Annotated in this window: 12 protein-coding genes and 1 tRNA gene; 2 read left to right on the forward strand and 11 right to left on the reverse strand. The window is 56.4% G+C overall.

Translation table 11 applies throughout. From position 1 onward, the window contains the following. Positions 1-81: 81 nt before the first annotated feature. From HMPREF9452_RS01750 to HMPREF9452_RS01795, 10 genes are all read right to left on the reverse strand, one after another. A complete protein-coding gene (locus HMPREF9452_RS01750) occupies positions 82-711 on the reverse strand; it encodes an ABC transporter ATP-binding protein (RefSeq protein WP_147568195.1) in 630 nt (209 codons plus the stop codon). Further along, positions 711-1649, reverse strand: coding sequence for an ATP-binding cassette domain-containing protein (locus HMPREF9452_RS01755; protein ID WP_009140371.1), 939 nt, complete (start codon positions 1647-1649; stop codon positions 711-713). Before HMPREF9452_RS01755 ends, HMPREF9452_RS01750 begins: the two co-directional genes overlap by 1 nt. Further along, positions 1646-2533, reverse strand: coding sequence for an ABC transporter permease (locus HMPREF9452_RS01760; RefSeq protein ID WP_009140372.1), 888 nt, complete (start codon positions 2531-2533; stop codon positions 1646-1648). Before HMPREF9452_RS01760 ends, HMPREF9452_RS01755 begins: the two co-directional genes overlap by 4 nt. Continuing rightward, the gene (locus HMPREF9452_RS01765) at positions 2517-3554 is read right to left on the reverse strand and encodes an ABC transporter permease (protein WP_009140373.1); all 1038 of its coding nucleotides are present in this window, start codon (positions 3552-3554) and stop codon (positions 2517-2519) included. Before HMPREF9452_RS01765 ends, HMPREF9452_RS01760 begins: the two co-directional genes overlap by 17 nt. Positions 3555-3629: 75 nt before the next feature. After that, the gene (locus HMPREF9452_RS01770) at positions 3630-5291 is read right to left on the reverse strand and encodes an ABC transporter substrate-binding protein (protein WP_050797604.1); all 1662 of its coding nucleotides are present in this window, start codon (positions 5289-5291) and stop codon (positions 3630-3632) included. A 165-nt stretch (positions 5292-5456) separates the two neighbouring features. Next, positions 5457-6917 (reverse strand): CCA tRNA nucleotidyltransferase, encoded by a 1461-nt coding sequence (locus tag HMPREF9452_RS01775; RefSeq protein WP_009140375.1) that lies wholly within the window; start codon positions 6915-6917, stop codon positions 5457-5459. A gap of 229 nt (positions 6918-7146) precedes the next feature. Then, positions 7147-8076, reverse strand: coding sequence for a 1-phosphofructokinase family hexose kinase (locus HMPREF9452_RS01780; protein ID WP_009140376.1), 930 nt, complete (start codon positions 8074-8076; stop codon positions 7147-7149). 84 nt (positions 8077-8160) lie between these two features. After that, the gene (gene ptsP, locus HMPREF9452_RS01785) at positions 8161-9864 is read right to left on the reverse strand and encodes a phosphoenolpyruvate--protein phosphotransferase (protein ID WP_040362103.1); all 1704 of its coding nucleotides are present in this window, start codon (positions 9862-9864) and stop codon (positions 8161-8163) included. A 121-nt stretch (positions 9865-9985) separates the two neighbouring features. After that, positions 9986-10249: an HPr family phosphocarrier protein gene (locus HMPREF9452_RS01790; protein ID WP_009140378.1), complete on the reverse strand. Its 264-nt coding sequence runs from the start codon at positions 10247-10249 to the stop codon at positions 9986-9988. Between the two features lie 251 nt (positions 10250-10500). Beyond that, positions 10501-10574, reverse strand: a tRNA-Arg gene (locus tag HMPREF9452_RS01795). A gap of 107 nt (positions 10575-10681) precedes the next feature. Between HMPREF9452_RS01795 and HMPREF9452_RS01800 the strand changes: the two genes are divergently transcribed. Beyond that, entirely contained in the window at positions 10682-11632 is a 951-nt protein-coding gene (locus HMPREF9452_RS01800; protein WP_009140379.1) for a glycosyltransferase family 2 protein, read from the forward strand. Positions 11633-11696: 64 nt separating this feature from the next. Here HMPREF9452_RS01800 and HMPREF9452_RS01805 read toward each other — a convergent pair whose 3' ends face one another. Then, positions 11697-13802: an LTA synthase family protein gene (locus HMPREF9452_RS01805; protein ID WP_009140380.1), complete on the reverse strand. Its 2106-nt coding sequence runs from the start codon at positions 13800-13802 to the stop codon at positions 11697-11699. A 210-nt stretch (positions 13803-14012) separates the two neighbouring features. Here HMPREF9452_RS01805 and HMPREF9452_RS11180 point away from each other — a divergent pair, with 210 nt between their 5' ends. Further along, positions 14013-14981 carry a glycosyltransferase family 2 protein gene (locus HMPREF9452_RS11180; protein ID WP_009140381.1) on the forward strand — a complete coding sequence of 323 codons (969 nt, stop codon included), beginning with the start codon at positions 14013-14015 and terminating at the stop codon, positions 14979-14981. Positions 14982-15449 lie beyond the last annotated feature (468 nt).

Here is a 15449-nt window from a genome sequence, read left to right on the forward strand (position 1 = left end):
ATAATACGGGAGGTCTCCCCCAGACGCAAGCGTGAACCTCAAAAAAGTTTGTATTTGTGTTCACCTTATGGAGTACGCAGGTCAGAGAGGTGTATCGATAAGGCTGAACACGCGGGTGGAGACACGACGTACCAAGGAAGGCGAGTGCGAGACGAAGATGAGACCCAGGCCCTCCTCCGTCAGCCGCACCATCTCCCCCATCAGCTGCGCCTGAGTCACAGCATCGAGCATGGCCGTAGCCTCATCGGCGATAAGGTAGGCGGGATCGACCAAAAGGGCCCGCACCATGCTAAGGCGCATGAGCTCACCGCCCGATAGCTCATGCGGATATCGATTGAGCCAGGATGCCTTCGCGTCGAATCTGTCAAGGAGTCGCTCTAGGGACTGCTTGGACACCGCCCCGGCATCCTCAAGCGACCTGGACACCCTGGCACGAGGATCGAAGGCGAGCTCTGGTTGCTGCCACAGCAGCTGCACAGGCATGGGACGCCCAGCGAAGCTTTCTATGTTGGCACCGTCAATCTCAACTGTTCCCTGCGATAGCCTAAGATATCCGGCCAAAATGCGGCAGAGCGTGGTCTTGCCCGTACCAGAAGGGGCTGAAATGGCAACCCGCTCGCCCGGTCTCACGGTAAGGTCAATGTTAGAGAACAGTATGTCACCGCAAGGGTGCCGATATGCTACTCCAGATGCTATGAGTGTCACAGGCATCACCGCCTTTTGCTACTGATATCAGGCGAGTTGAAAAAGTCGTGCTCGGGAAGCGCATGCCACAGCGCTTTCGAAAATGAATGGTCGAGACGATCGGGAGAGGCAAACGAGGCGGTCGAGGTTTCCTCGACAACGGTTCCAGCGTGGAAGATAGCGACCCTGTCCGCACATCGCAGCGCAAGCTCGATATCATGCGTGATCAGCAGCACTCCCCCGCCAGCATCGGCAAAACGGCGCAAGTCACCGATGGCGCGCAGGGCCAAATCCAAATCCAATCCCGGCGTGGGCTCATCGGCAATAATGAGGCGAGGATCGTCCATCAGCGCACAAAGCAACAGAACGCGCCTGAGCATGCCTCCAGACAGCTCGTGCGGATACATGCACTCCACGTCGGCTCCAAGCCCGTATTGGGCGAATAGCGACCTCATACGGGGCCGTCGCTCTTCAAGCGAAGCGCGACGCTCACGGCGCGTCGCCCCCCGTGGTGCACCGATCACCTGTCGGCCGATGGGCATGAGAGGGTCGAGGTTGGAGACGCTTTGCGGAACCATGGAGAGCCCGTTGCCGCGAAGCGCTTGGATACGGCCCGCATCAAGCCGCTCGCCATCGAACCAGATAGTTCCAGACACGATTTCATTTGGCTGCCAAAAACCCATGATAGCGTCGGCCAGCACGGTTTTGCCCGACCCGCTCGCGCCTACAAGCGCCAGAACTTCGCCCTTATGCACGGACAGGTTCAGGTCATGAACCACCGGAGCGATAATTTTGCCAGCGGAGAAATACGACGCATCAGGTTCGTACATCTCAAAGCCAACCGAAAGGTCTTCGATAGCCAGCAGGTGGTGTTCGCCGGGATGCGCTGACGTCGCAGCGTGGGAATGGTGATGGTGGAACTCGCTATCATGATGCGGTCCATGCCTCAATGGTTCCTTGTTCATAGCTGCACCCCCTCCTTAGAAATCAACGTTCGAAGCGACGAGCCCACCTTCTCGAACAACAGCACGGTGAACAGCAGCGCGAGCCCGGGAAAGACCGCCAACCACCAAGAGCCGGACGACAGGTAACCCATGGCTTCGGATAGGATCACACCGATCGCCGGCTCCTCCGGAGAAAGCCCGAAACCCAGAAACGTGATGGACGCCTCGTGCAAGATGGCGTGGGGAAACAGCAGCACCAATCCAACGACAAACTGCGGAAGCACCGCGGGCAAGATATGGCGAAACGCGATAGCGGGCCAGCTTGAACCAAGGGAACGCGCGCACTGGATATGGGGTTCGCTGCGGACCTGCAGCATTTCCGCACGTAGGACGCGGGCAAGGCTGGGCCAGTGCGTGACGGAGACGCCAACGAAGACGCCCAACGCACCGCGACCCAGGGCGTAGCTTATGAGGACCAAAAGCACGATATGGGGGATGCCCATAACCAGGTCGATAAGCCAGCACACCACGGCGTCCGCGAAGCGCCCACCAAATGACGCGATCGAAGCCAGAAGAAAGGCAATAACAGAGGAAGCGAGCGCGGCGATGAGGCCGATGTATATAGAGGTGGAAAGACCGCACACGGTTCGCGCAAGCATATCTCGTCCCATCCAGTCTGTGCCAAAAAGATGGACGAGGCTTGGCCCCAGGCCTTTGAGCGTGAAGTCGGCGCGGACCGCGGTATCGTGCAGCATGGGCCCTAGAGCCACAATGATGACGAGCGCGGCACAACATAAGATGATGGAGACGAGCAATGCGCGCCGCCCTGTCAGCGCACTTGCGTGACGGCCGTCATGCAAAAGGTGGCCCGAGCGCTCGGGCCAGGCGCTACAGTTGTCCTGCATGGAACAATCCCCCCTTCACGCGGGGGTCGAGCACCTCTTGAATGAGGTTGGAGATGAGGTTTCCCGCAAAGACTATGCATGACGTGGCAAGCGCGATGCCAACGAGTAAGGGTGCGTCCCCACCAAGACCGGCGGTGACAGCCGCCTGCCCAAGCCCGGGGTAGGAAAAGACCTGCTCCACCAAGACCGACCCACCGATGATCTCGCCAATCGACGCGAACTGCAGCGTAATGGCCGGCATGGCCAAATTCCTCAACCCGTGGTGGACGAGGACGGACCAAGACGACTCGCCGCGCGAAGAAGCGAACCGCGCGTAATCAGACGCAAGGAAGTCGATGGTCTTCTCGCGCGTATGCAAGGCGATACTGGCGACGCCGGTCAGCGACAAGACCAGCGCGGGCAGCGCCGCGTGATAGAACTTGGTCGCAAGCGACACGGATGCGGACGATTCACCTATAGGTATGGAGAAGCCCAGCGGAAACCAGCCCAACTGGACGGAAAACACCATGAGGGCGATAAGGCCCAGCCAAAATGTAGGGGACGTCGACAGCACGTAGCAGTATCCCTTGATAACGGTATCGACCGCGGTCCCGCGCTTTGCACCGGCGGCGACCCCAAGGCAAAAGCCCGCAATGCCCGATATGCACCACGCGACGGCGAGCAAAACGATGGAACAGGAAAGCTTTTCGGCAACAACCTGTATAACGGGAGCGTTGTACCTAAGGCTGTACCCCAAGTCTCCGGCCAGCGCGTCGGAAACCCATGCAGCATAGCGCGCGAGAACGCTTTGGCCAACGCCCCAGCGCTCCGCGAGCGCAGCCCTCTTTTCAGCACTCATGGTAAGGTATGCCGCTTGCCCGACATTTGCCTGCACGGGATCGATGGGCGACATGCCAACAAGTAGAAATGTAATGAAGCTCACGGCGATAAGCAGCAGCGCGAAGCGGGCCCCCGTTGCCAACAGCCAACGGAGTTTTGAGCCGTCGACGCGCGGGGATAACGAAGATGAACGAGGTCTCAAAAGACTTCCCAACAAGGACAAGGCCCGTCGCCACGAACGGGCGCGGGCCGTATGGACAAAGCGGACGAGAAATGACTACCGGGACCAAGACCAGGTGTCGACGTTGTTCACCAAAGACCAACCGTGGCCGTGGGGGTGCGGCTTTTGCTTCGCCACATCCAGGCCGCTGCGTTTCCAATACAGATGGTCCACGTTGGCGATCCAGCACCAGGTCGAGGCGCCCTGCGGGGCCACACCCTCTTCACCATCCCACATGGCCTTCTTCCAAAACGAATAGGATTCCTCAAGGGTGGTTTGAGCCAGCGCCTGGTCAAGATAAGCGTCGACCATCTCGCTCTCGTAGCAGGGATAGTTGCCCCAGCCCGTGGAATAGTGCAGCTCGTACACCTCAACCGGCGCATTGGAGCCCCAGCCCCACAGCACGGGTGATTCAAACTGATGCAGGTAGATCTCATCCCAGCTAGCGCCTCGCGGCGTGGCCTCGATACCCAGCTCGAGTACTTGATTGCAAAACTCGTTTGCAAGGGCCTGGCGAGCCGAGTCGTCAGAAGAGTACCAGACGTCGAATGCGGCGCGAACGCCATCGCGCTCGCGGATTCCGTCAGAGCCCGCGCTCCACCCCGCCTCGTCCAAAAGCTGCTTGGCGCGATCAAGGTTGTAATCAACAACCATATCATCGCTGGACCAAGGCATCCCGTCCCCCACGCTATATGCGACGTGCCCATATCCGTTCAACACGTGCTCAACCATGCTGGAGCGGTCGATTCCGCAGTTGATGGCGCGTCTGATCGCGATATCGCAGGTGACATCGTTGCCTGCATTGTAGGCGATGTCGCCCTCGAGAACCTTGGTGGCGCCGGCGGCGAGGGTTGGCAGCGAGATGCCGCGCGAGTCCACCGTCTTGTAGTTCGCGAGCTCAAAGCCATCGATGGTTTGCTCCGAATACGTGGGATAGGTGAACGCGATATCGACCTGACCGGATTTGGCGGCAGCAAAAGCGGCGTCCTCGGCCATGAACACAACCACCACGCGCTCCATATTTGGCTTGTCGCCGTAGTAATCCGGGTTGGCGGTAAAGATGACCTGCTGGCCCTTATCCCACTGCTCGAGCATGTAGCGGCCCGATCCAATGGGGGCGGACCCGTAATCCTCCCCGTAGGCGTGCTCCGGGACGATACCTAGCACCGCAAGGGTGAACAGAAGGGCGTTGTAGGGTTTGTTGAGGCGGACCTCAAGGACATGGTCGTCGGTGGCGACGGCGGTATCGACCATGGACAAATCCGCTTCGGACGTATCGCCCTGGGCGACCGAGTTGATAGTGAAGGCGACATCTTGAGCCGTCAGAGGCTCGCCGTCCGTAAACTTGACGTCGTCGCGCAGCTCAAACGTCCACACCAACCCGTCTTCCGAGCAATAATAATTCGTCGCGAGGTCGCCGACGATCTCCATCTGGTCGTTGGTTGTGACCAACGTGGATTGGATGAGGGGCTCATGCACGTGCTCGCCGCACCCCCACGCGACCAAGGGGTCGAAGCCCGCGGCAGGCTCGCTGCCGGCGTTCATCGCAATGGTGACGGTGTGATCGCGATCGACAGGGGAAGACCCGGCGGGATCAACGCTACCAGAGCCGGAGCAGCCCGCAAGACCAGTAGATGCTGCAAGTGAAATTGCAGACGCAAGCGACCCTCCAACCAATGTCCTTCTATTGATTGGACGAGATGAAACGGCGTGATTCATGAGCTGACCCCAATGAGTGTTACGATGTTGTCACATCGTGTTACCAGTAGTGTGAATAATCCTACTCTAGATAACACGATGGGACAATTACATTTGTACACACACGCAGTGATTGGTAGTGCCCCACGTTGCGAAGCGCCGGACCAATAGCAGCGAGACGCCCGCCTAGGCAAGACGAAGATACGCGAGCAAGTCATTCTTTGAATTGGGAGCCGTCCCAGCGATAGTGGCGTCGAGTGCCCTGTCAAGCAACTGCCCTATTCTGGGGCCGGGCTCGACCCCGGCTTGAATAAGGTCCCGACCAGTTAGATTGAGCGTGGCTATGCTGTAGGCATCGCCATTGGCCACAAGCTCACGAACCATCTCGCGCATCCGCTCTATCTCTTCCACGTAGCTAAAACAGCATGTCGCCTTACCCAATGTATCCGCGCGCTTAAGGTCGAACAGCTCGCCGATAAGGCGGGGAACGTCCCTGCCCTCGCCTGCAAAAAGCGACATGCCCTTAAGAAGGCTAGACCGCTCAGGGTAGAGGGGAAGATCGTGATAGGAGATAAGGAGGCAGACGTCGCGGACCAGGTTGTCGCATAGTCCGAGCCGCTTCATGATTACGCGTGCCTTTTTTGCTCCGGCTTCGGGATGACCATAGAAATGACCACGGCCCGCCTCATCAACAGTGAAGCAATCGGGTTTGGCGATATCGTGAAGCAACGCCGACCACATAAGTGTCGGGGAAACCTCGCAAGATGGATCCCCGCCATCGATGCGAAATGCCGACAGCTCGCCGGCAACGGTGAGGACGCGAGCAATATGGTCGTACACATCAAAGGCATGGTAACGCGTACATTGGTCAAAACCGCGGCATGTCTGAAGCTCTGGAATGGCGGCGCACATAAGATCGGGGTAGCGGACCATCGCGTCCCCTCCCCTTCTTGTAGCCAAAATGCCCGAAAGCTCGATCCCCACGCGCTCCCGGGCAACCGAAACAAGAAGATGAGCGCACTCGGAAAGAGCCGACGCGGTCTGAGCCTCCATGGCAAAATCGAGACGGCAAGCGAAACGAACGGCCCTCAGCATTCGAAGGGCGTCTTCCTCGAAGCGAGTGCGGGCTACGCCAACCGCGCGAACAAGGCCCTGAGAAAGGTCAGAGACGCCGTTGTACATATCAAGAAGACCGCGCGCTGGATGCCACGCCATGGCATTGATAGTGAAATCCCTGCGAGCAAGGTCATCCAGGATTGAAGACGCCATAACGACATCTTCCGGATGCCTGCCATCGGTATAAAAGCCGTCTTTTCGATACGCCGTGACCTCTATGCGCTCACCGTCCGCGATGGCGGTGATGCCACCGAAGCGAATGCCGCTACGGACAACGTCCACTCCAGCGGACAGCAAGGCATCTTCACTTTGCCGCCACGTACCGGAACAACAAAGATCTACATCATGGGAAGGCGCTTCCAGCAAGGCGTCGCGAACCCATCCGCCAACAAACCACGCTTCAAGACCGGCATCCTCCAGTGCGCGAACAACGCGAACGGACGCGTCCGATGGGACCGCACCGCACAACGAAGCACCCTTATACGAATCGTCCAAATATGAATCGATGCTAGCGTTTTCAAGCTGAGGCATAGCTTCCACCTTTCATAGTGTGGATAGTATACTCGCGATTGATAAAGCGGCCGTACCTAAAGATCCGAAATGGCACAGCGAGGTTTCTTCGAAGGCTCGGGCGAGCGGGTCCAGCTTGAAACCCCCCCACAGACATGTCCAACCAAACCAAAACGAAAAGCCCCTCTTGAAGAGGGGCTCAAATCGATTAACTTGGTCGCCATCGAAAGACAGCGGTAACAATCGATTGTTAGCGAGGCAACTTGCGAACGGCGATGCGCTTGCTGTACTCCTCGACGTGACCGAAGTCACCAAGGCCAACGCTCTCGGCAACGTTGGCGCCCGTTGCGAGGGCGAGCTTGAGGGCGTCCTCGACGTTGTCGCGGTCGTCATACCACTTATGCAGGAAAGCAGCGAGCGTGGAATCGCCGGCACAAACGGAGGAAACGAGCTTGATGTTGAACTGACGTTGGGCGTACCAGATGTCCTCGCCGTTGGAGAAGTAGGCGGAGCCACGGCTACCCATGGTAAGGAGAACGTTCTGAATACCGATCTCATGAGCCATGGCGAGGGCACGACGGGCATCATCATCGGTATCGATCTGGACGCCGAAGATCTCGCGCATCTCATGATGGTTGGGCTTGATGAGCAGCGGTTTCTTGGCTGCAAGATCCTTCAGCTTAGAGCTGGAGAGGTCGAGGACGACATCGGCACCGCGGGCCTGGGCATGGTCAACGACCTTATCCAGAAAATCCTTGGAGGCGCGAGGAGGAACGGAACCGGAAACGACCAGACAATCGAGGTTGCCGGCGGTGTCCAGAATCTTGTAGAGCTCTTGCTCGTTCTGAGGGGTGATAGGAGCGCCGGGATTAAGGACGCCGTACTCGTTCTCGCCATCGTTGATGTATGCGCAGATACGGGTGATGCCGTCAACCCAAACGGGGCGGCAAAGGCAGCCCATGTTCATGGTCTCCTCGACGATGAACTTACCGGTAAAACCGGCAAAAAAGCCAAGAGCTACGGAATCGACGCCGAACTTCTTGAAGGCGTAGGAAACATCCAGGCCCTTACCGTTGGGCGTATAGCTAGCGGAGCCAGAGCGGACGTTCTCGTTAGGAACAAGACCGTTGCAGGAAACAGTCATATCGACAGCTGGATTAGCCGTGAGTGTATAGAACATATTGCCCCCTTTATTCAATGAGGGGTCGCCTCGCCGCGTTGCGAAGCGGCCCCTCGATTACAAAACCGTAGTCGGTCGCAAGCCCTAGCGGGCGGCCTCCTCCAGAAGAGCCTTAACCTCAGCGGAGGTGGAAAGCGAAAGCGCGCGCTCGGCGAGCTCGTCGCACTCCTGCTTAGACCACTGGGAAATGGTCTTGCGAGCGCGAAGGATGCTGGGCGCGGACATGGAGAACTCCTCCAAGCCGAAGGAGATCAGAAGCGGCTCGAGCAGCGGATCGGCAGCTGCCTCGCCGCACATGCCGACCATGATGCCCGCCTTGACACCGCATTCGATGATGTTCTTAATCGAGCGCAGGACCGCAGGATAGTACACGTTGTACAGGTTGGAGATGCGATCGTTGCCACGATCGGCGCACATGGTGTAACCGATAAGGTCGTTGGTGCCGATGGAGAAGAAGTCAGCCTCCTCGGCGAGCTTATCAGCGATAAGGGAGGCGGCCGGGGTCTCCATCATGACGCCGACCTCGGTATCAGGATTGAACTTGAATCCCTCCTGATCGAGCTCCGCCTTGCAGACCTCGACGAGCTCCTTGACGGCGCGAACCTCCTCGACGCAAGTTACCAGCGGGATCATAATCTTGATGTCACCAAAGGCGCTGGCGCGCAACAAAGCGCGAAGCTGCACCTTGTACTGGTCGGCGTTATCAAGGCAGTAGCGAACGGCGCGATAGCCCATAAAGGGATTCTCCTCCTTCTCCATATGGAGATAGGGGATTTCTTTGTCGCCGCCCACATCAAGCGTGCGGATAATGACGGGAGCGCCCTTGAGAGCGGTGGCAACCTTACGATATGCCTGGAACTGCTCCTCCTCAGACGGAAGCTCAGTAGCATCCATAAACAGGAACTCGGAGCGGAACAGACCGATCGCCTCTGCATCGTGGTCGAGCGCGTTGGCAACATCGTCCGGGCTGCCGATGTTGCAAGCAAGAATCTTCTTGATGCCGTCAGCGGTAACAGTCTCTTTGCCGCGGAAAGCCTCGAGCGCGGCCTTCTCCGCAGCGAACTCCTCAGCCATAGCGGTGTACTTGGCAAGAACGTCTGCGTCGGGCTCGGAAATAACGACGCCGTCAGAGCCATCAACGATTGCAGTCATGCCGTTGCGAAGCGCAGAGCAGCTGTTGGCAACGGAAAGAACCGCGGGAATCTCGAGTGCGCGAGCGATGATCGCGGAGTGAGATGTACGGCCACCGGTTTCGGTAACGATACCGGCAACGTTCTTCTTATCGATAGTCGCCGTCATGGACGGGGTAAGGTCATGAACGACGACGACGGTGTTCTCGGGCAGGACGGAAAGGTCGACGACCTCGACGCCCAGAAGCTCGGCGAGAATACCGGTGCGGATATCTGCGATGTCGGCGGCACGAAGACGGAACATCTCGTCGTCCATAGACAGGAACATGTTCTCGAACATGGTGCTAGCGTCGACAAGCGCCTGCTCAGCGCAGGTGCCGCCATCGATGGCGCCGTTGATGGCATCAGTCATGCCGGGATCCTGGGCAAGAACGATGTGCCCCAGCATGATCTCGGCCTCTGCCTCGCCCACGGCGGTCTTCATATGATCAGCCTGTGCCTGGGTCTTCTCGCAGAAAACCGCAAGCGCGGACTGGTAACGCTCCTTTTCAGCAGCGGCGTCGGCGACCTCATGCGGCTCGAACGTAAGGTCCGGATCCACAGCGATCATGACGGTACCGATACCGATGCCCTCAGACGCATTGACTCCCTGGTACATTCCCATTCCTCTCTCCGTAGCTTGCAAGTTGCAAGCATACAAAATGCAGGCGCCCACACAAGTGTAGACGCCTGCGACATTGCTATGAACTCAATTGTTCAAGGCTAAGCCCGCGGGCGAGCTACTCGCCAAGACCGCTCTTGATGAGCTCGATGGCTGCAGCGAGAGCCTCGGCCTCGTCAGCGCCGTCGCACTTGACCTCGACCTCGGTGCCGCAAGGGATGCCAGCGGCCATCAGAGCCATGGGGCTCTTGCCGTTAACTTCCTTGTCGGGGGTAACGACGGTGACGTCGCATGCAAACTTGCCCATGGTGGAGGCGAAGAGGCCTGCAGGACGCATGTGGAGACCCTGGGGATTAACGAGGGTAGCCTTCTCAGAAACCATAACTGACTCCTTTTCAACATGCCATGGCGAAAAGCCAAGAAGCACGATATAAGACGCATCTAGTTTAACGCATCATGTAATAAATTCCATTCACAACAAAGATGAATTGGTAGATGTAAATACATGATTACGGAGACATATGATTCTAAATGTGGAATATCGTGGATGCTAATCGTTAACCCAATTATGGAATAGGATAGTAATTCGCACAAAAAATGGCCGCGCGGAGCACGGCCAAAACACCTCTAGGGTGCGCCATATAGGATTCGAACCTACGACCTTGGGATTAGAAGTCCCCTGCTCTATCCAACTGAGCTAATGGCGCATGTAGACAAATTATAAACGAGCCGACCGTTCTGGCCAATAGGTATACCATGGCCCTTGTGATGAACTATGATTTCATGCGGAAGAATCAAGTCGTTGAGGAGACACATGAGCTCACTAGAACACCGGAACAATAAGATCGCAGTTCTAATTCCCTGCTACAACGAAGAGGCCACCATTCATAAGGTTGTGAGCGATTTTAAGCGCGAGCTTCCCGAAGCTGATATCTACGTTTATGACAACAATTCGTCCGACGATACCTCCAAGCTCGCAAAAGACGCTGGCGCCATCGTTAGGTTCGAGCCTCGTCAGGGCAAGGGCAATGTGGTTCGCCAGATGTTCCGAGATATCGATGCCGACTGCTACCTCATGGTAGATGGAGACGACACGTATCCCGCAGAATCCGCTAGAGAGCTTTGCGAGCCCATTCTGAACGGCGAGGCCGATATGACGGTTGGCGACCGACTTTCAAACGGAACGTACGCCGAGGAAAACAAGCGCGCTTTCCACGGTTTTGGAAACGACCTGGTTCGCGCCATGATCAAATGGATCTATGGATACAGTTTTGATGACGTCATGACCGGGTACCGCGCGTTCTCCCGTCCTTTTGTAAAGACGTTCCCCGTAATGTCTGAGGGCTTCCAGATCGAAACAGAGATATCCATACACGCTGTGGATAGGCGTTGGCGCATAAAGGACGTACCCATTATCTATCGCGATCGCCCTGAAGGCAGTGTTTCCAAGCTGAACACCATTGGTGATGGCATGAAGGTGATGATCGCCATCGCATCCCTGTTCAAAAATTATCGTCCCCTAAAATTTTTCTCGCTAGCAGCCCTCGTACTTGCAGTCATCGGACTGCTTTTAGGCATTCCCGTCATTGTCGAGTTCTTTGAGACAGGCTTGGTGCCCAGGCTTCCAACCGCTCTGCTGGCAACAGCGTTCATGTTTTTATGCGGCCTGTCCTTCGCAACCGGCCTTGTGCTGGACAATCTTGCGAAGACGGAGCGCAAGCAATGGGAGCTGGAAGTCTACAAGATCTCAGAGAACGATAAATAGCGCATAAAGATTCGCGATCACGTTGCAAAAGAGCGGGGCCCTCATATAAGGGTTCCGCTCTTTTCTAGATCAACTCTGCAAAGTTTCGATATTGGATAGCGGCCCTATCGTTCACCAGGTCGATATAGGGGGATCCATCGTCATCGAGGGAATACCACTGACCGTCAGGCGATCGATATCCAAACGCATTGAGATACGAAAGCGTTTCTTGCAGCGCAAGAGAAGACTTTTGATACTCCGTGAGCGGAACGCCAACGTACTCCAAAAGGAGCCCTGCAAGATTGCAGATGTTGGTATCCATGTACTGAGAAACCTGGTCGCTGCTGGGAAGGTCGTAGTTGGCCCACATGAAATAAGGGGTTTCGTAAATCCTTGCCTGCCCCGCGATGCTATCGGTATCTCCAAATGCGGCATCGTTGAGCTCGTTGGTGAAAGCCGGCTGATGATCGCCGAAGAAGACAACGACAACCGGCCTGCCAATCACCCTTAGCTCGTTTAAAAACCATGCGAGGTCGGCGTCCGACTTATTGATGCAGGCCACATATTCGTTCAACGCGTTCCTCACGGTATCCGAGACACCTTGGGGAGAATAGGAAGGAAGCTGGTCTGCCGGGATATTGCCCCAGTCGTATCCGCCATGGTTTTGAATGGTCACATCGAAGATGAACTGGGGCGAGGAATCATCCCGAAGGATGTCGAGGATCTTAGCGTAGCTGCACGCATCGGACAGGCCGGCGTGGTACCACTCTCCCCCATCGAAATCATCCCTGGCGATAAACTCATCGAAACCGATCTGCCCGTAGATAACGTCGCGATTCCAATTGGTCGCAATATAGGGATGGATTGCCGTGGAACTATAGCCGTAAGAGCTCAATTGCTTGGGTAGGCTAGCGATATTGGAAAGGTTATAGGACGTGAAGGGGTAGGTGCCAAATCCCACGTGCGCCATCGACACGCCGGTAAGGAACTCGAATTCAGAGTTGCACGTTCCGCCGCCAAACACAGAGGAGAGAACTTTACCCCCGACGATGCCGTCCTGCAGCGTTCTGGGATACGCAGCGCCCTCATAGCCGCCATCAAGACCGTTGAATACGGACAGGTCGGCATACGACTCGTTCATGATCGCAACGATGGCGGGCTTTTGCCCTGCAAACTGCTCTTGCGCCATGCGGACACCCTCGCTCGAGCCCCTGGTGGCATCATATTGCGAGGCGTAACCCTTCTCTAGCTGGTCCGCCTTTTGATCGGAATACCCTTCCGGCTCCTTGATGGCCAAAGACTGGGCAAGGGACGTAAAAGATGGGAGAAAGCCCTGAGTCTTGTAAACTCCCAAAGGATCCCAATAACTGTTGGTGCACCCAAAGGTGTTCACAAAGTCAGTGGTCACAAGCGCGTGTGCAAAAGCAAAGCAGAAAATACAGCCAAGCGCGCCTTCGATGAACATGGAATAGCGCCTCTTACCGAAGATCCGAGGACGAACCGGGACCATGAAGGACAGCAGGACGATGGCGGCGGAATACCACGGAACGAGCGAGACGATCGAATCGGTAAAGACAAAGTCGTAACCATCGCTCACTGCCATAGCGGTGCCAAGAGCCATCAAGTCGCTTGGCAGGATTGAAGACTGTTTAAACTGGGAGATAAAGTACTGAGCGATACCCACGAAGAAGAGGAACGACATGCCCAAGGCGACAAGCGAGCCCGAACGCAAGCCAAGCAAATAAAGGCACACGAAACCAAGGGCAATCATCGCGAAGTTGAGGAGAACCATATTGGCGGGCAGAGCGTAGAATTCATCGTTCCAAGGCAGCTCTATGAGCACCACGGAGAGAACCGCAGCCCCAAGTACGAGCAGAACATCTCTAAAAATAGTGAATGCAAGGGCGCTCGATACCGGAAGGTCGCGCTGATATCGAGTGACATTCGGGCGAAAAGCCATAAGGCATCCACCTACGATGAGGGAAGCCATGGCAGGCGTGAAAGACCATTCGCATTCAAGCCATCCTTTGACATCAAGGAAAACGAACCCGCATAACAATGCGACGAAGGGAAGGCCCCACAACGCGGCGACAACGCGATCGCGCGAGACGGGAAAGCCATCACGGACGAGAAAGAAGGCGTGGCAGCAGATGACGAGCAAGACCCCGATAACCAGATCAAATATTTGCACGGTAACCCCCATAAAAACGACCCGAGAGGCTAAACGGCTGACAATCTGTTTACCCAGGCCTAATACATGCTTGATTTGATATCGAATTACTATAGCACGAACAGCAAACCCCGAATCAAAAGTGCATGTATACTAAATCGATGCGGGTAGCTATAAAAGTCGATTTGCGCACACATATGTACCTGCACCCAATGCGTTGAAAGGATCCGCATGCCCTTTTTAAGTGTTCTCATTCCCGTATATAATGGCGAGCGCTATCTGGGTTCCGCCATCGAGTCCGCTCTGAACCAACCCTGCAAGGACCTTGAGATCATTGTTGCCAACGATGGATCAACGGATAACTCGCTTGCCATAGCAAGGCAATATGCAGATAAGGATGATAGGATTCGCGTTGTCAGTCACGAGAACGTTGGCCCGGGACAAACGCGAAACGAGGTTATCCCCGACCTTAATGGCAAATGGACCATCTTCCTTGATTGCGACGACCAGATTCTGCCCAATTTTTATACGGAACAGCTCAAGTCCTTCCTTGAGTACTGTATTGAAAAAGAGATCGAGACCATTGTTCCGTGCAGGCTGTGCTGCACACCCGATCTTACGAAGGCGAATATGGAATACGTCCCCTTTGATGAGGTGTTTGAATCTGCAAGCGACGCCTCATGGAGGATCGACTACGAGTTCGCAACCCTCTTGTACTTTACTCCCATGCTTAAACGGGAGCACATAGTATTCAGCACCACAAGGCCCGCTGAGATGGAGAGCATCTTTAGGCACAAAGCCGCATTCTGCTCCAAGCACTGCCTGTTTACAAACAAGATCTGGTTTGCGATGAGGAGAGAAAACCCCCATCAAACCACCAAGAGCAAGAGCTGGGGCACCGAGCGAGTCGACAGGATAAGGTTTCAAGAATACGGAAAGCTTATCGAATGGCATGCGGCGCGTGGGACGACGGGTTACGTGATCGAGGAGGCCCGGCGCAAGCGCGATGCCGCAAAGATAGCCATTAAGAACTCCGGCGTTAAACCCACCCTTCGCCAAAGGATCGAAGAGTATAGAGGCATAAAGCGGTGGCGGGCGGAACGCAAGAAAACCGCCAAACCGATTGCAGACTATATCCTCGATGAGCCTTCGCAGGCCCATGCGATTTCGGAGCTCGTAGAGCTTATCGAACGCGCGTAGCTACAGACCATAACGAAAAAGGCCGCCCGGATAGACGAGCGGCCTTTTTAATATGAGTTGAACATTGTCAAGTGGCAAAACGTCCCCGCCCCCGGGGAGCTACCGCGGGGGGCGGGGACGACCTATCTTCACCCGGGGGACGCGCCGCTTGAGGGCGTGTCTGCTCGACGCACGTTCGGCACTCTAATATCCGCGGGTCGGAACCGCATTTCGTTGCTACGGCTGGGGGCCTCCGGCTTCATCGCAGTCTCGTGGCGGGCGTGGCGGTCCCCCGCTGCCCAGAAAAAGGAACTGGAATGGCCTCCCAACGGCCTCGAGCGCGGCGCGCCCCGGGGTCGGACTCCTATCTCGCCGCGGGCGCTACCGGACCATGAGCGCTATCGCCCAGACCCAGCAGGCCATCTCGCGGGCCGTCGCGCAGTTCGCCACGCAGGGCCTCTTTCCCGCCTGCGACATGGCGTCGCGCCT

It is taken from the genome of Collinsella tanakaei YIT 12063 (assembly GCF_000225705.1).
Taxonomy (GTDB): domain Bacteria; phylum Actinomycetota; class Coriobacteriia; order Coriobacteriales; family Coriobacteriaceae; genus Collinsella; species Collinsella tanakaei.

What these genes read in the sequence shown, in the direction of transcription:
- HMPREF9452_RS11180 (WP_009140381.1), top strand. Translation starts at nt 14,013, where the DNA reads ATGCCCTTTTTAAGTGTTCTCATTCCCGTATATAATGGCGAGCGCTAT.
- ptsP (WP_040362103.1), bottom strand. Translation starts at nt 9,864, where the DNA reads ATGTACCAGGGAGTCAATGCGTCTGAGGGCATCGGTATCGGTACCGTC.
- HMPREF9452_RS01770 (WP_050797604.1), bottom strand. Translation starts at nt 5,291, where the DNA reads ATGAATCACGCCGTTTCATCTCGTCCAATCAATAGAAGGACATTGGTT.
- HMPREF9452_RS01750 (WP_147568195.1), bottom strand. Translation starts at nt 711, where the DNA reads ATGCCTGTGACACTCATAGCATCTGGAGTAGCATATCGGCACCCTTGC.
- HMPREF9452_RS01780 (WP_009140376.1), bottom strand. Translation starts at nt 8,076, where the DNA reads ATGTTCTATACACTCACGGCTAATCCAGCTGTCGATATGACTGTTTCC.
- HMPREF9452_RS01760 (WP_009140372.1), bottom strand. Translation starts at nt 2,533, where the DNA reads ATGCAGGACAACTGTAGCGCCTGGCCCGAGCGCTCGGGCCACCTTTTG.
- HMPREF9452_RS01775 (WP_009140375.1), bottom strand. Translation starts at nt 6,917, where the DNA reads ATGCCTCAGCTTGAAAACGCTAGCATCGATTCATATTTGGACGATTCG.
- HMPREF9452_RS01755 (WP_009140371.1), bottom strand. Translation starts at nt 1,649, where the DNA reads ATGAACAAGGAACCATTGAGGCATGGACCGCATCATGATAGCGAGTTC.
- HMPREF9452_RS01790 (WP_009140378.1), bottom strand. Translation starts at nt 10,249, where the DNA reads ATGGTTTCTGAGAAGGCTACCCTCGTTAATCCCCAGGGTCTCCACATG.
- HMPREF9452_RS01800 (WP_009140379.1), top strand. Translation starts at nt 10,682, where the DNA reads ATGAGCTCACTAGAACACCGGAACAATAAGATCGCAGTTCTAATTCCC.